This is a genomic window from Microcoleus sp. B9-D4 (genome assembly GCF_036705105.1).
Lineage (GTDB): Bacteria > Cyanobacteriota > Cyanobacteriia > Cyanobacteriales > Microcoleaceae > Microcoleus.
Genome location: NZ_JAUBTS010000035.1, coordinates 59850 through 71739 on the forward strand (window position 1 = coordinate 59850; position 11890 = coordinate 71739).

General features: G+C 46.1%; 21 protein-coding genes and 1 tRNA gene. 12 read left to right on the top strand and 10 right to left on the bottom strand.

What is annotated here, in order from left to right:
• Positions 1-46: 46 nt before the first annotated feature.
• Positions 47-262 (bottom strand): hypothetical protein, encoded by a 216-nt coding sequence (locus tag QUB24_RS20280; RefSeq protein ID WP_333109426.1) that lies wholly within the window; start codon positions 260-262, stop codon positions 47-49.
• 227 nt (positions 263-489) lie between these two features.
• On the opposite strand from QUB24_RS20280, the gene QUB24_RS20285 reads away from it, so the two are divergent.
• On the top strand, positions 490-993 hold the full coding sequence (locus QUB24_RS20285; RefSeq protein WP_333109424.1) for a DNA-binding response regulator: 504 nt from the start codon (positions 490-492) through the stop codon (positions 991-993).
• 69 nt (positions 994-1062) lie between these two features.
• Here the strand turns inward: QUB24_RS20285 and QUB24_RS20290 are convergent, their stop codons facing one another.
• A complete protein-coding gene (locus tag QUB24_RS20290) occupies positions 1063-1323 on the bottom strand; it encodes a helix-turn-helix domain-containing protein (RefSeq protein WP_333154994.1) in 261 nt (86 codons plus the stop codon).
• Between the two features lie 139 nt (positions 1324-1462).
• Between QUB24_RS20290 and QUB24_RS20295 the strand changes: the two genes are divergently transcribed.
• Positions 1463-1684: a hypothetical protein gene (locus QUB24_RS20295; protein ID WP_333154995.1), complete on the top strand. Its 222-nt coding sequence runs from the start codon at positions 1463-1465 to the stop codon at positions 1682-1684.
• Positions 1677-2129: a hypothetical protein gene (locus QUB24_RS20300; protein WP_333154996.1), complete on the top strand. Its 453-nt coding sequence runs from the start codon at positions 1677-1679 to the stop codon at positions 2127-2129. The genes QUB24_RS20295 and QUB24_RS20300 overlap by 8 nt, the downstream gene beginning before the upstream one ends.
• 10 nt (positions 2130-2139) lie before the next feature.
• Here QUB24_RS20300 and QUB24_RS20305 read toward each other — a convergent pair whose 3' ends face one another.
• Genes QUB24_RS20305 through QUB24_RS20320 form a run of 4 tightly spaced genes read right to left on the bottom strand, consistent with a single transcriptional unit; the run spans position 2140 to position 3119 of the window.
• Positions 2140-2268, bottom strand: a complete 129-nt coding sequence (locus QUB24_RS20305) for a hypothetical protein (protein ID WP_333154997.1) — start codon at positions 2266-2268, stop codon at positions 2140-2142.
• Complete coding sequence (locus QUB24_RS20310) at positions 2255-2590, bottom strand: XisI protein (protein WP_333154998.1); 336 nt, start codon at positions 2588-2590, stop codon at positions 2255-2257. The genes QUB24_RS20305 and QUB24_RS20310 overlap by 14 nt, the downstream gene beginning before the upstream one ends.
• Before the next feature lie 14 nt (positions 2591-2604).
• Positions 2605-2913 carry a type II toxin-antitoxin system RelE/ParE family toxin gene (locus tag QUB24_RS20315; protein ID WP_333155000.1) on the bottom strand — a complete coding sequence of 103 codons (309 nt, stop codon included), beginning with the start codon at positions 2911-2913 and terminating at the stop codon, positions 2605-2607.
• A complete protein-coding gene (locus QUB24_RS20320; protein WP_333155001.1) occupies positions 2910-3119 on the bottom strand; it encodes an addiction module protein in 210 nt (69 codons plus the stop codon). Before QUB24_RS20320 ends, QUB24_RS20315 begins: the two co-directional genes overlap by 4 nt.
• Before the next feature lie 268 nt (positions 3120-3387).
• On the opposite strand from QUB24_RS20320, the gene QUB24_RS20325 reads away from it, so the two are divergent.
• Both QUB24_RS20325 and QUB24_RS33665 read left to right on the top strand, forming a co-directional pair.
• Positions 3388-3870, top strand: a complete 483-nt coding sequence (locus QUB24_RS20325; RefSeq protein WP_333155014.1) for an XRE family transcriptional regulator — start codon at positions 3388-3390, stop codon at positions 3868-3870.
• A 77-nt stretch (positions 3871-3947) separates the two neighbouring features.
• Complete coding sequence (locus QUB24_RS33665; protein WP_445300423.1) at positions 3948-4205, top strand: type II toxin-antitoxin system RelE/ParE family toxin; 258 nt, start codon at positions 3948-3950, stop codon at positions 4203-4205.
• Positions 4206-4235: 30 nt separating this feature from the next.
• Here QUB24_RS33665 and rlmD read toward each other — a convergent pair whose 3' ends face one another.
• The gene (rlmD, locus tag QUB24_RS20330) at positions 4236-5648 is read right to left on the bottom strand and encodes a 23S rRNA (uracil(1939)-C(5))-methyltransferase RlmD (RefSeq protein ID WP_333155002.1); all 1413 of its coding nucleotides are present in this window, start codon (positions 5646-5648) and stop codon (positions 4236-4238) included.
• A 23-nt stretch (positions 5649-5671) separates the two neighbouring features.
• Here rlmD and QUB24_RS20335 point away from each other — a divergent pair, with 23 nt between their 5' ends.
• A complete protein-coding gene (locus QUB24_RS20335) occupies positions 5672-5872 on the top strand; it encodes a hypothetical protein (RefSeq protein WP_333155003.1) in 201 nt (66 codons plus the stop codon).
• A 259-nt stretch (positions 5873-6131) separates the two neighbouring features.
• Positions 6132-6617, top strand: coding sequence for an allophycocyanin subunit alpha-B (locus QUB24_RS20340; protein WP_293336342.1), 486 nt, complete (start codon positions 6132-6134; stop codon positions 6615-6617).
• A 234-nt stretch (positions 6618-6851) separates the two neighbouring features.
• Here QUB24_RS20340 and QUB24_RS20345 read toward each other — a convergent pair whose 3' ends face one another.
• Entirely contained in the window at positions 6852-7235 is a 384-nt protein-coding gene (locus QUB24_RS20345) for a hypothetical protein (protein ID WP_333155004.1), read from the bottom strand.
• 181 nt (positions 7236-7416) lie between these two features.
• Here QUB24_RS20345 and QUB24_RS20350 point away from each other — a divergent pair, with 181 nt between their 5' ends.
• Positions 7417-7818: a helix-turn-helix domain-containing protein gene (locus QUB24_RS20350; RefSeq protein ID WP_172192721.1), complete on the top strand. Its 402-nt coding sequence runs from the start codon at positions 7417-7419 to the stop codon at positions 7816-7818.
• Positions 7819-8027: 209 nt separating this feature from the next.
• Here QUB24_RS20350 and mazG read toward each other — a convergent pair whose 3' ends face one another.
• Together mazG and QUB24_RS20360 are read right to left on the bottom strand one after the other, a co-directional pair.
• On the bottom strand, positions 8028-8855 hold the full coding sequence (gene mazG / locus QUB24_RS20355) for a nucleoside triphosphate pyrophosphohydrolase (RefSeq protein ID WP_333155005.1): 828 nt from the start codon (positions 8853-8855) through the stop codon (positions 8028-8030).
• 6 nt (positions 8856-8861) lie between these two features.
• A complete protein-coding gene (locus tag QUB24_RS20360; RefSeq protein WP_333155006.1) occupies positions 8862-9452 on the bottom strand; it encodes a metal-binding protein in 591 nt (196 codons plus the stop codon).
• Between the two features lie 72 nt (positions 9453-9524).
• Between QUB24_RS20360 and QUB24_RS20365 the strand changes: the two genes are divergently transcribed.
• The 4 genes from QUB24_RS20365 to ygfZ all read left to right on the top strand — a co-directional run bounded on the left by QUB24_RS20365 (position 9525) and on the right by ygfZ (position 11389).
• Positions 9525-9596: transfer RNA gene (locus QUB24_RS20365), tRNA-Val, on the top strand.
• Between the two features lie 186 nt (positions 9597-9782).
• Complete coding sequence (locus QUB24_RS20370; protein WP_333155007.1) at positions 9783-10166, top strand: hypothetical protein; 384 nt, start codon at positions 9783-9785, stop codon at positions 10164-10166.
• A gap of 18 nt (positions 10167-10184) precedes the next feature.
• Positions 10185-10313, top strand: coding sequence for a hypothetical protein (locus QUB24_RS20375; protein WP_333155009.1), 129 nt, complete (start codon positions 10185-10187; stop codon positions 10311-10313).
• Positions 10310-11389 (top strand): CAF17-like 4Fe-4S cluster assembly/insertion protein YgfZ, encoded by a 1080-nt coding sequence (gene ygfZ, locus QUB24_RS20380; RefSeq protein ID WP_333155010.1) that lies wholly within the window; start codon positions 10310-10312, stop codon positions 11387-11389. The genes QUB24_RS20375 and ygfZ overlap by 4 nt, the downstream gene beginning before the upstream one ends.
• Positions 11390-11890: the final 501 nt, after the last annotated feature.

Here is an 11890-nt window from a genome sequence, read left to right on the forward strand (position 1 = left end):
ACCTAGTTATTAACCAGGGACTGAAGTCCCTGGCGCGAGTCAATGTTTAGTCGTCAGAAAAAGCCTTGCTAATCCCGTAAAATGCCAAACCTGCTAATGCACCTACGGCTATACCAACGGGGCCAGCAGCAGCACCCATACCAGCACCTCCACCAATAGCACCAATTGCCGTAAAACCAGAAGCAGCTACCACACCAGCACCCGCAGCAGCACCCGCAGCAGCGGAACCTGCCGCTTTCGCTATTTCATCACTTTTAGCCATTGAAATACCTCAGTGTAAGGAACAAAAACTAACTGCTTGACTAACAAAAGTTAACTAAACAGGCAAAATTTGAAATATCCCGATCGCACTTTCCCGCTTTTCTAAGTATTTGCACTTAGACAATGAGTGGGTAATTTAATACTAAACTACCTATTGTTAGCAAGCAACTAACAAACGCTAGCAATTTCGGTTATGCTATCGTTAGCCACATCTCACCACACCCGAAAATGGCCTCAAAAGAAGACTTATTTGCCGAAGCCGCCAAACACTGGGACTTAGAGAGACTGTACCAAGCTTTTGCAGAAGCTAAACGGCAAATCTCACCCCGATCGCGCCGGGGACTCACAGAAACAGAAAAACTCTACCTCCGAGGATTGCTTTCCGGTTGCAGTCCCGCCGAAATCGCCCGCCAACTGTTGCAGACTTCCAAAAGTGCAGAAGTTTATTTATGTAAAACTTTATACCAATATGTTAAAAAACTCGCCGATGTACCTAACGAACCTGTAGGAAATTGGCGCAATATTTGCGATCGGCTAGAGGAAGCCGGATATAAAACTCAGTCGTCTGTGAAAGCTAAATTAAGTAGTTCTTTACCGATAGATGCTTTAGTAAAAATAGTTGATATGGGTTTTGAAAATCAAAATACACTAACAATAGACATCAACATCAGATTAGAATTCCCCTCAACTTCAGAAACTGCAAAAACAGAAGACTTGGATAAAAAAGATTAGATGTGCGATCGCCCCTCAACAAACCAATCTAACTGAAGGGCGATCGCCCCTAACCCAAAACACAAATACCTAATCTTCATCCCCTGTCAAATTAATCGGGCCAAAATCATCAGGAACCTCCTCAAAAGATTGAATCTGCAATACCCGCATCATCACTTTCCACTGACGGGGTGTTGGTTTCGCTTCGGTTTCACCCGAAACCCAACGCTGATAAGTACGCAGCGGAATCCCGCAATGCACCGCAAATTCAGCCTGAGATAGCTTTGTGCGCTCAATCCTCAAAGCCTCGATCGGTGATGCACTCTCTTGGGGTCTTGTGTCTTTTTTCATTAAAATATTGGCGCGTCATATTGACGTATAACCACAAACAAGTTTATCATCTCAGGTACGCTTTGATGCAGTGATTGCAGCACTGCACCAAAACGATTTCCCCAATGTTGTCAACTCAACACTCGGAGTAATACCAATAATGCCAAAAAACCCAGCTTGGTTGCGTTATGACCCAGACGAGAATATTTCTCGTCACGCAGCCACCGATGATGAATGCTGCTACGAAATGGAAACTAAATATGGATGGACACTCAAGAGGATAGAAAAACTTAAGGGTGACACCTTGAAAGCCGATTGCGTGTTCGATGGTAAAACAGAATTTCCTAAGCCATTTCACGAACAGGATGATGACGATGCGTAAATACATTGTTTTTAGAGCCGAAGGGCGGCAACCGGGATGGGAAGATCGAATGCTATCCCACACTCATTCTCTGACTCGCATCCTTGCTGAATACTTCGATTCCTCCGATCGCCCGATCCCGCAACCAGGATACAGGCCAACCGAGTTTGTCAGGGTTGAAGCAGAACACGAACCCAATTTCCACGGTTGGAGTACCCATTACAAAACAGGTGATTGGGAAGTTGCTAGAGTCGAAACCTACACCCCCGATATCCCCAACCTTCCTGAAAGTGGTTCGAGCGAATTCGGCATGGTGGTTATCTGCTATTGTCGCTACAATCCGATCGATGCAGCGCTCAAACCAATGCCCGATCGTCAGGTTTCGATCGATGGATTCGGTGGCGACAGGGAAGTCTACGAACGTTGGCTAGAATCTCAAAAAGACAGGCAAGCTGCTGAGGTATAGCGAGGTAAATTTAAGGGCGATCGCTATTCGATAGACTTGCGAAAATCAAGCTTAGGGCGATCGCCCTTTCATTCCCTAAAAGCGATCGCCCTTGTGACAAGAAATTATAAGTGCGATCGGCACAGCTAAGCAACACCATAGCTTGTAAACTGCCTTGCATAGGGAGGCTGAAGCCCCAAAACAATATCCTCCCGCGCCACACCCATCAGCACTAACTCCTCAGCAATCAGTTCATCGGTTTGATTGCGTTGAATCCAGACTTTCCCATCTCTGATGTCTAAGTGGATCGGGCAACTATAAATCCGATTGTGACCGTCCCAACCTAAGTCTACTATTTGATAATGGTCATGTTCGGTGTCAAATAATACCTGAATTTCAAGGTCGCCATTGATGGGTTTAGTCTTGCTATATTCCATCAAAAAAGTGCGAACAATCTGCCGATATTTAGCTAATCGATCCATTCTACAATCACCTCTTAATCTGGTGGTTTCTCTGTAAATCGCTCTTTCCAGTATCCTGGTTCTCGATTGCAGTGCATTACTGCCACAATTAAAATAAAATCATCCTCTATGGTGTAGAGAATTCCATAAGGAAACTTTCGCGTTAGGCAACGGCGAATATCTTCATCAACTATCGGCGAACGAGTTGGAGATTCGACAAGACGGAAGATAGCATCTTCAACGGCATTAATAAAAGCTTGCGCTAATTCAACTCGACGCTCTGTATAAAATTGGACAGCTTGAGCATATTCAGTTAATGCTGCCGGGTGAAAAACGTACCTCATTGTGCTATAATCTGCCTAATCTGAGCTAACGCTTCTTCTCCGGGAATTGGCTCAACCATACCGCTTCGGATTTCGTCGCGACGCTGCTTAGCTTCCACAGTCCACAACTTTTGAACTGTTCCGTCTATATCAAATTCAAGACTCTCAACTAGCCTCTCTGCTAACTGCGCTCTCAACGCATTTGGCAAAGATAAAGCTTCTTTCATCAGTCGCTCAATTGATAGCATAATGGTATCCAAACTAAAAACGCTAAATAGTTAAGGTGAAAAGGAAGCAAATTGTACAATATTGTTTGATTATAGCCGATCGCCCTGAATTTATACAAAATAGCTTGAATTTAAGAAAGTCTGAACAATGAGCGAAAATACCATTACCCAAGCCGCTGATAATATCTTTCTAGACCTCGGATTTTCAGCCCAAGAAGCTGATAACTTACTAATCCGATCGCAACTAATGCTAGCCCTGTAAAATCAGATTAAACATCACGGTTGGACGATCGACCAAACGGCTCAACATCTCAAACAGTCAAGCGACGAAATCAAAGCTTTGACTCAAGGTAAAATTGGCCAGTTCTCCGTTGACACCCTGATTATAATGCTCAACCAAGTAGGCATGACTGTCAAAGTCGAAATTTGCCCGCCCGGTAGCTTAGGGCGATCGCCTACAATAGAATCAACACCCCTCATCTCAAACACCATGCAAATTGTTTTGCCTCCTGAAGTCGAAGCCCTCGTGCAGCGCCAACTCACCAGCGGCAAATACAACAGCGCGATCGACGTTATCCTTGCAGCCATTCAACTACTCGAACCACAGCAAGACATTTATCAAGGACGACTGCAAGAACTCCAACAAGACGCACTGATTGGCCAGCAAGCATCCCAACGCGGTGAAGTCGTAGACGGTGCAACCGCAATGGCACAAATTCGAGCTAATTTGCGTAGGCGTAGCCAGCCGTAGGCATCGCGTTACAGTTCAAAAGAAACTTGAGTCCAAAATTTCGCCTCACTCAACCCGCAATTTAAGACATCCAGCAAATTGCAGACTACATCGCTAGTCGATCGGGACTCGATCGAGCCGATCGCTTTTTAAGCAATCTTGACGCTAAATTCGCCAAAATTGCTCAATTTCCCAATATTGGACGACAAAGACACGAAATTTTACCCTTGCTTCGCAGTCTCTCTATAGACAACTATCTCATCCTCTATATGCCTAGCGGACAGGATGTAGAGATTTTTCGAGTAGTCAGTGGTTATCGAGATTTATCCGCCCTTTTCGCCGATGCTGATGATTGAATTTAACTAAACAACGATCGCCCTTTTGATTTACCGCACCAAAAAAGCCGCACACTCAACATGAGAAGTCTGAGGAAAGAAATCCGCCGGCTGCACTCGCGCTAACTTATAATCCCCATTTTCGCACAAAATCTTCAGGTCGCGAGCCAAAGTAGCCGGCTTGCAGCTAACATAAACAATGCGACTTGGTTTGATTTCTTTGATAGCTTCCAAAACCGCGCGATCGCACCCTTTCCTCGGCGGATCTAACAGCACAATATCTGGTGTCAATCCCAAGGACGGCAGCAAACTCTCTACAGTTCCAACCTGAAACTCGACATTTCTCACGTCATTTAACTCACCATTTAATGTGGCTTGTTCTATCGCCGCCAGTTGCACTTCTAAACCTATGGCTATTTTTACTTGTTTTGCCAGGGGTAAAGTAAAAGTACCAATGCCACAGTAAGCATCAACCAAAACCTCGTTTCCCTGCAAATTCAATTCCCCTACCATCACCTCTAACAACGCTTCAGCAGCCTCTGTATTTACCTGAAAAAAAGTATCGGCCCTTAGCTGAAATTTCAAACCAGCAAAGCTTTCTCGCAGATAAGAACGACCCGCAATGCAGCGAGTTTCTGCACCAAAAATCACATTAGTTTGAGCGGGATTTATATTCAAACAAACCCCTGCAAGTTGAGGATATTGTTTCAGCCACTCTGATGCTTGCTCTTCGAGTCCCGGCAACTCTCCAGTGCGAACTATTAAAGTTAGCAGCATCTCGCCGGTGCGCCGTCCGATCCGCAAGGACAAGTGACGCAATTCTCCTGTATGTTTCTTTTCGTCGTAGACTTGCCAATCCCGCCAGTGGATGTCTTCTTTGACTTCTTTTAACAAAGGATTGAGGCGCGGGTCTTGCACCGGACACTGATTGAGATTGACTAATTTGTGCGTGCTTTTTTGATAGTAACCTGCTTGGACTTGACCTGTTGCAGATATTGCCACGGGATAAGTCGCTTTGTTGCGGTATCCCAAAAATTGGGGAAATCCCTCGATTTTTCCCGTTAAAATTTCATCAACTTGCGGATTGCTAAATCCGCCAATCCGTTCTAAGGCTTGAGTGATTTGATTTTGCTTGGCTGCAAGCTGATATTGATAGTCTACGTGCTGCCACTGACAGCCGCCGCACTTGTCGGCGACAATGCAGTTAGCTCGGATGCGGTGTTCGGATGTTTCGAGAAGTGTGTCCAGCTTGCCTGTAGCATAGGTGGATTTGACTTGCACGAGGCGGACAAGGACTCGATCGCCCGTCACGGTATCGGGCACAAACACTACTAACTCACCAAAACGACCAACTCCGTCGCCGGTGTCTGTCAAGTCGGTAATCTCTATCTCAATCAGTTGACCTTGCTGGCAAGGGTTTGCCAATTTCGTCGAGTTTGGGGTCGGGAATTTAGATTTGGTCACAAGTAGTCGTGGTAGGATTTAATATGGTAATGCAATATTGCTCTCTCTTTCCTGAGATAAGTCGTAGCGAAGCGGGGCGTAAGCCATCGCACTCAAGCTCAATAGCAGGCTGTATTCCTGCTGCTGAACGTCTTGCTGCTAAAGCCAAGCTTCAACCTGCAAGTCAAGCCTGCCGTGAGTTGCCCCTACCCGTGCCTGTGCGATATGCTGTTGGGGCGACGTAGCAAAAACTCGTTAAACAGTCAAAGTGTCTGCCGACATCCAAACTCTCACTCGCAGTTTTTGAGATTTTCCCGCAGTACCCTGGAACACAGGGAAACTGGCTTGAACATCAAGCATAACGTTTGCGGAGATTTACCCGCTACTTCTAATGTTGATAAATGTTAGAAGCAAAGTAAATCGCCCAACCAAGAATCTCATCTTTAAGGGATGAGAATGTCAATTAATCTTACTCTCAAATATCCTCAATTTTTTTGAATAACAATGAGCGTAGTTAGCCAATTTATTCTCCAAGCCGACGACGAACTTCGTTATCCCAGTACCGGCGAACTCCAAAGTATCAATGATTTCTTTAAAACCGGAGAACAGCGGGTGCGTATTGCTACTGCGCTGTCTGACAGTGAGAAGAAAATTGTTGAAGAAGCTAGTAAAAAACTCTGGAAAAAACGACCTGATTTTATCTCTCCTGGGGGCAATGCTTACGGCCAGCGCGAACGGGCTTTGTGTCTGCGCGACTACGGCTGGTACTTGCGCCTGATTACCTACGGTATCTTGGCGGGTGACAAGGAGCCGATCGAAAGCATCGGTTTGATTGGCGTTCGGGAAATGTATAATTCTCTGGGCGTTCCTGTTCCTGGCATGGTCGAAGCTATCCGCTGTTTGAAGGAAGCTTCTTTGGCTTTGCTCAATCAGGATGATGCTAAGGAAGCAGCTCCTTATTTTGATTATATCGCTCAGGCAATGTCTTAATTGCTTTGGTGATTGCTTTCATGAATGTGGCGGAGCATTGGCGGGTGATTTTTGGGGTGATTTGATCTCGCAATTGCTCGCAAATGTTTCGCTTCTGTTTTTTGGCAAGGAAGAGTTGACAGTTGACAGTTGACAGTTGACAGTTGACAGAATCAAAGGCAAGGGTTTGAGCAATTAACAGCGTCCTCACGGTTGGGTGCGGTTGCTAGTGTTAGGAAATCTGCTTGATTTCTGCTAGGAAGCAATGCAGTTTGAGCTTTCCCAGATTTCGAGAATGTCTTGTCTTTCAATGCACATTTGAACTAAAAAGTCAAGGGTTTTTGGGAGAAATTGTTGTTTGAATTTCCGGCTGTCGTAGTGAATGGATGTTTTGATCTGCGAGAGTTCTCCAAGGGTGGGGCAGGTTTGGATATGATGCGCGATCGCATTTTGCCATTCTTCCAGCCTGCGGTACGAGATAAATTGTCCGCCTCTGTCCCGCCGATGCACGAAAACCACGAAAGCCCAGGATTCGACTCGCTTAATTTGATTTTGGCTGATTTTGAGCAGTTGGGCGATCGACCTGACGGTGATGCGGAGCTTTTTCGAGGGTTGGATGCGGCGAAACAGTGGTGTCATGGCTGTATACTCAGGGCTTGAGAGGCAAGTTCTGTTTAGAGTCAATTACATATTACTATATCAGACTCTTATTGCACAAGTGCAAAAAAAATTAATTTAAACTTCTTAAGCTCAGATGTTGCTCTTGCAACCCTCAATCATTGATGCTGTGCTAGTTTGAGAGTTAATGTAGGTGGGAAAAATGTCAGGACTCTCTAACAAGGCTGTGGTAGACAAAGAGCAGGAATTGCGTCCCGTTCGCTTCACTGAAACGGGGCGGATGCGTTTGGGGAAGATTTTAAAAGCAGCAAGACAGACAACAGGTTGGTCTGTCAGCGAAACAGAGTTCAAAACAAAGGGATATGAAGAGGCGCTGTTCACCGCCACAAATCAACCCGTACCCAAAGATGTGGGTATCAGTGCCGCAACAGTCAACCGTTACGAACGCGGGAAGCTGGATAATTTGGATTGGCGATCGCTCAGTCTGTTATGCTTTGTGCTCAAGCCGATCGATCCGGTGACAGGGGAAGCCCTCGAACCGACAAATGCTTTATATATCGCTTGCGAACATCCGCCGTACAATGACGCGAAGCTTTACGAGTAGTTGATTGCTGACATCTGGCAGTATTGTTAATCAGCTTTTGAGGGCGGGCTATTCGCCCACCCCACAAGCAAAATATTGAGTTGTTGTGGAACAGGCATCTTGCCTGTTCTTAACAATACTGCGGGCTATTCGCCCACCCCACAAGCAAAATATTGAGTTGTTGTGGAACAGGCATCTTGCCTGTTCTTAACAATAGCGGGAGTGAGTTATTACCGATCGCCCTTTTGTTTAGCAATTAAAGCTTTAGCTTGCTGCCACAGAGATTCTAACTCTTCTGGGGCATAATCTGACAAAGGTCGATCGCACGCAGCCTCTACCTTCGCAAACCGCTGCACGAAGCGATCGTTTGTTCCCTGCAAAGCAGCCGACGGATCTAAATCGTACCAGCGAGCTAATTGAATCAACACAAACATAATATCTCCCAATTCTGACTGCTGCGCTGCCTTATCCTCGTGTTTGAGAGCGTGTTCAAATTCTGCCATTTCTTCGTGAAATTTATCCCAAACGCCGTCTACACTGTCCCAATCAAAACTCACTTCCGCAGCTTTTTGAGAGATTTTCATCCCGGCGGTTATCGGCGGCAGAGTGCTGGCATAACGGCTCATTTTCGAGGCTAAAGTTGGCGGCTTTTCCGCAGTTGTGCCTTTTTCTGCTGCTTTGATTTTTTCCCAGTTTTCGTTGACTTCATCCACGCTGTTGAGTTCGACATCGCCGAAGACGTGGGGATGTCGCCGAATTAGTTTTTCTGTAATGCCTGCAGCTATTTCGGCGAAGGTAAATTGATTGGATTCGCTGGCAATTTGAGCTTGCAGAATTACCTGTAACAGTAAGTCGCCCAATTCTTCGACGATCGCATCTTTATCTCCTTTGCGAATCGCATCGGCGGTTTCATAAGCTTCTTCGATGATGTGAGGAATTAGAGTTTGGGGAGTTTGGGCTAAATCCCAAGGACATCCACCGTCTGGCGATCGCAATGAGGCCACAACTTCTATAAGTTCTTGGAGTGCTGTGAGCGATCGACTTTCAGAATTAGACATAATAATTTACCTTTTAGATTTGCTGGAAGTGCGGCGGGGAGGTTGGCGTTTGCGCCTCTTAATTGTGCCAGGAGGGCGCAACCCGCTCAATCCTTTCTTTTTGAATCTTTTGTAAGCCGAGCCGCCCCAATCGCTCAGATAGTGGCTCATAGCGCCCAATTCTAGACCGATGTAAACGGCTAAAATTTCGATGTGGTGTTCCCAGATCGATCGCCCGTAACTCAAAACCACATCCTGCCAATTCCAGCCGAAGTTTCCGACTTTTTCGGCAATTGCCAATCCCAACACTCCGAGAACCGCGATCCAGATAGCGAGGTACAAGATTCGCAAAGCAGTGCCGATCAGAGGGCCGTGGGACAAAAAAGAGCGGTGGCGCAGGCTTTTTTGGTACGGGAGCCAAATCGGTTTGAACCATCCCCAGCGCTGATACTGGCAGGAGTAGATATCCAAGTCGGGGCCAAACATCAGCCCGCCGAATAAGAAACTGCCGGAAACGAGCAAAGTCAGGTTGCTGCTGCTCGTCTGGCCAAAGGTGAGGGCTGCCACCAAGGGCAAACTCCACAGGGTTATTTGATCATGGGTGCGGCCAGAGGGCATTTAAAGTTTAGGATTTTTTTTACTTGATCTTTCTGAGTTACTGTGATATGATAAATCCCGGTGAGTGCAATTGGGTGATTAGCTCAGTGGTAGAGCGCCTGCTTTACACGCAGGATGCCGTAGGTTCAAATCCTACATTACCCATCCGATAACTCAATATCAACAGTTTCAGCCGTTTTTAGCCTTCAAGCCGAGAACGGCTGTTGCTGTTGAGGGTTGACTGTTGAATTGGGTGACGACTAAATTTAACATTCTGGGGCGGATGTCTCAAAAGTTGGCACCCAATGCTAGAAAATTAATTTATTGATTTTCTTTTTTAGAACCCTGTATATGAAGCCTAAAATAACTAGCCCGATCGCGTGGCAGCAAGCTGAACTGCTCATGCAGCCAGCGATGATCCGAGTGATCGACAACATCCGCAAACAATTAGAGGAGTCAGTTTGGACGGGTACTTATCAAGAAGTGCAGATTCCCATTCCGGGCTATCAACTACTTTTAGAGCTTCAAGGCGAGCAAAGATGTATCGATATTTGGGAACTTTGCTATCGAGTCTGCTTTGTCAACTACCAGCCCGCCCACAGTCAAATCCAAAGCCAAGAAGTTGTAATTGATACTAGCTTGATTGATGATGAGACTGGCGATGTAGATTGGAATCGTCTTGATGCTAAAGCCAGTCAATTAATACAAGAAATATTCGCTAATTTGGACAAATAGTCAGTTGACAGTTGTCAGTTGTCAGTTGACAGTTGTCAGTTGACAGTTGTCAGTTGTCAGGCAACAGCGAACAGCGAACAGCGAACAGTCAACAGCGAACAGTCAACAGTCAACAGCGAACAGCAAACAGTCAACAAAATCTTATGATTCAAGAATTGCACGACATTCAAGCAGCAGCCGGTGCTACTTTTGCAGAGTTAACAACCAAAGAAATTGTGCCAGTCAGTTTTGGTAACGACGCAGAAGCGATCGCAGCAACGAAACAAGGTGTGGCTTTGTACGATCGCACTCACTGGGGACGCATTCAAATCTCAGACAGCGATCGCCTGCGGTTCTTGCACAATCAAAGTACCAATAACTTTAATATACTCAAACCCGGTCAAGGTTGCGACACCGTTTTCGTGACTTCCACCGCGCGGACGATCGACCTCGCCACCGCTTACGCTACAGAAGATGCCGTACTGCTGTTAGTTTCGCCCAACCGCCGCCGCCAACTACTGGAATTGCTCGATCGCTATATTTTCCCAATGGATCGCGTCGAGTTAACAGATTTAACCGATACAACTGTTGCTTTCAGTTTCCTCGGCCAGGAAAGCACTCAACTATTAGAAAAAATGGGAGTTACCGAACTTCAAAATCAACCTTACGCTACTCACAAATTGATAAAACCCCCCCATCTTTCCCCCCCTTACCAAGGGGGGGATGAAGGGGGGGTTCGAGTGGCTGTTGGTAGCGGTTTAGCAACTCCCGGATACACGTTAATTGCGCCAGCAAGCGATGCAGCTAATTTGTGGAAGGAATTAGTCAAAGCTGGGGCCGTACCGATGGGCGATCGAGTCTGGGAACAACTGCGAATCGAACAAGGACGGCCCGCACCCGATTTTGAACTCACAGACGATTACAACCCCTTAGAAGCCCGCCTTTTACACACGATTACCTATGACAAAGGCTGCTACATCGGTCAAGAAACAATTGCCCGGTTGAACACCTACAAAGGAGTCAAACAGCAACTTTGGGGCGTGCAGTTGAGCGGTGCCGTTGAACCCGGAACAGCAGTCACCATCGGAGAGGAAAAAGTCGGCAAACTCACCAGCTTTACCGAAACTGAATCCGGCTTTTTTGGTCTTGCTTACATCCGCACAAAAGCGGGCGGCGAAGGACTGAAAGTGCAAGTCGGAGCGGTGTCAGGCGAAGTAGTAAATGTACCTTTCTTGAGTTCGTAGTTGCGATCGGTCGCCTGTTGACGCCGCAGCGCCCAAAACTTTTTTGTTGAGGTTGATTTGGGAAGGATGCTAACACCATAAATTAACACCAAGTCCTATCTTTAGATAGATTTGCCAACCAACAACAGCAATTATTCTGTATAACTGTCGTCACATAAAAAACAGAGTTTTTCAATGAAAAAGTTTACATCGCGCTTAGTTACAACTTGCCTGCGAGTAGGAATAATCTTTGCTGTAGGAATAGCGCTAATTTTTAGCTCCGAATGGGAATTGTCTGGCAAAGTAACCTAACACCAATAGTTTCAGCCATTTACTCTCTAGTTTCTAGACACTTTCTAGTTAAGTAACGCATTTACGTCGTTTCAGACGTTGAGTTTGCTTAGGTTAGAGGGAGGGAGTATCTAGACACTTTCTAGCCTAACTTTACCGACACCACACCGTCCGCTATACCTAGCTCTCACCCCAACGTTTTGAAGGGTTTTGGGAGTAACTAAAGGTAAC

Coding starts and splice junctions, on each gene's coding strand:
- QUB24_RS20310 (WP_333154998.1), bottom strand. CDS start 2,590: ATGGATCGATTAGCTAAATATCGGCAGATTGTTCGCACTTTTTTGATG.
- QUB24_RS20280 (WP_333109426.1), bottom strand. CDS start 262: ATGGCTAAAAGTGATGAAATAGCGAAAGCGGCAGGTTCCGCTGCTGCG.
- QUB24_RS20350 (WP_172192721.1), top strand. CDS start 7,417: ATGTCAGGACTCTCTAACAAGGCTGTGGTAGACAAAGAGCAGGAATTG.
- QUB24_RS20345 (WP_333155004.1), bottom strand. CDS start 7,235: ATGACACCACTGTTTCGCCGCATCCAACCCTCGAAAAAGCTCCGCATC.
- QUB24_RS20290 (WP_333154994.1), bottom strand. CDS start 1,323: ATGAAAAAAGACACAAGACCCCAAGAGAGTGCATCACCGATCGAGGCT.
- QUB24_RS20315 (WP_333155000.1), bottom strand. CDS start 2,913: ATGAGGTACGTTTTTCACCCGGCAGCATTAACTGAATATGCTCAAGCT.
- QUB24_RS20340 (WP_293336342.1), top strand. CDS start 6,132: ATGAGCGTAGTTAGCCAATTTATTCTCCAAGCCGACGACGAACTTCGT.
- QUB24_RS20370 (WP_333155007.1), top strand. CDS start 9,783: ATGAAGCCTAAAATAACTAGCCCGATCGCGTGGCAGCAAGCTGAACTG.
- QUB24_RS20320 (WP_333155001.1), bottom strand. CDS start 3,119: ATGAAAGAAGCTTTATCTTTGCCAAATGCGTTGAGAGCGCAGTTAGCA.
- QUB24_RS20360 (WP_333155006.1), bottom strand. CDS start 9,452: ATGCCCTCTGGCCGCACCCATGATCAAATAACCCTGTGGAGTTTGCCC.
- QUB24_RS20335 (WP_333155003.1), top strand. CDS start 5,672: ATGGTAATGCAATATTGCTCTCTCTTTCCTGAGATAAGTCGTAGCGAA.
- QUB24_RS20285 (WP_333109424.1), top strand. CDS start 490: ATGGCCTCAAAAGAAGACTTATTTGCCGAAGCCGCCAAACACTGGGAC.
- QUB24_RS20305 (WP_333154997.1), bottom strand. CDS start 2,268: ATGGTGTTGCTTAGCTGTGCCGATCGCACTTATAATTTCTTGTCACAA.
- mazG (WP_333155005.1), bottom strand. CDS start 8,855: ATGTCTAATTCTGAAAGTCGATCGCTCACAGCACTCCAAGAACTTATA.
- QUB24_RS20300 (WP_333154996.1), top strand. CDS start 1,677: ATGCGTAAATACATTGTTTTTAGAGCCGAAGGGCGGCAACCGGGATGG.
- ygfZ (WP_333155010.1), top strand. CDS start 10,310: ATGATTCAAGAATTGCACGACATTCAAGCAGCAGCCGGTGCTACTTTT.
- QUB24_RS20295 (WP_333154995.1), top strand. CDS start 1,463: ATGCCAAAAAACCCAGCTTGGTTGCGTTATGACCCAGACGAGAATATT.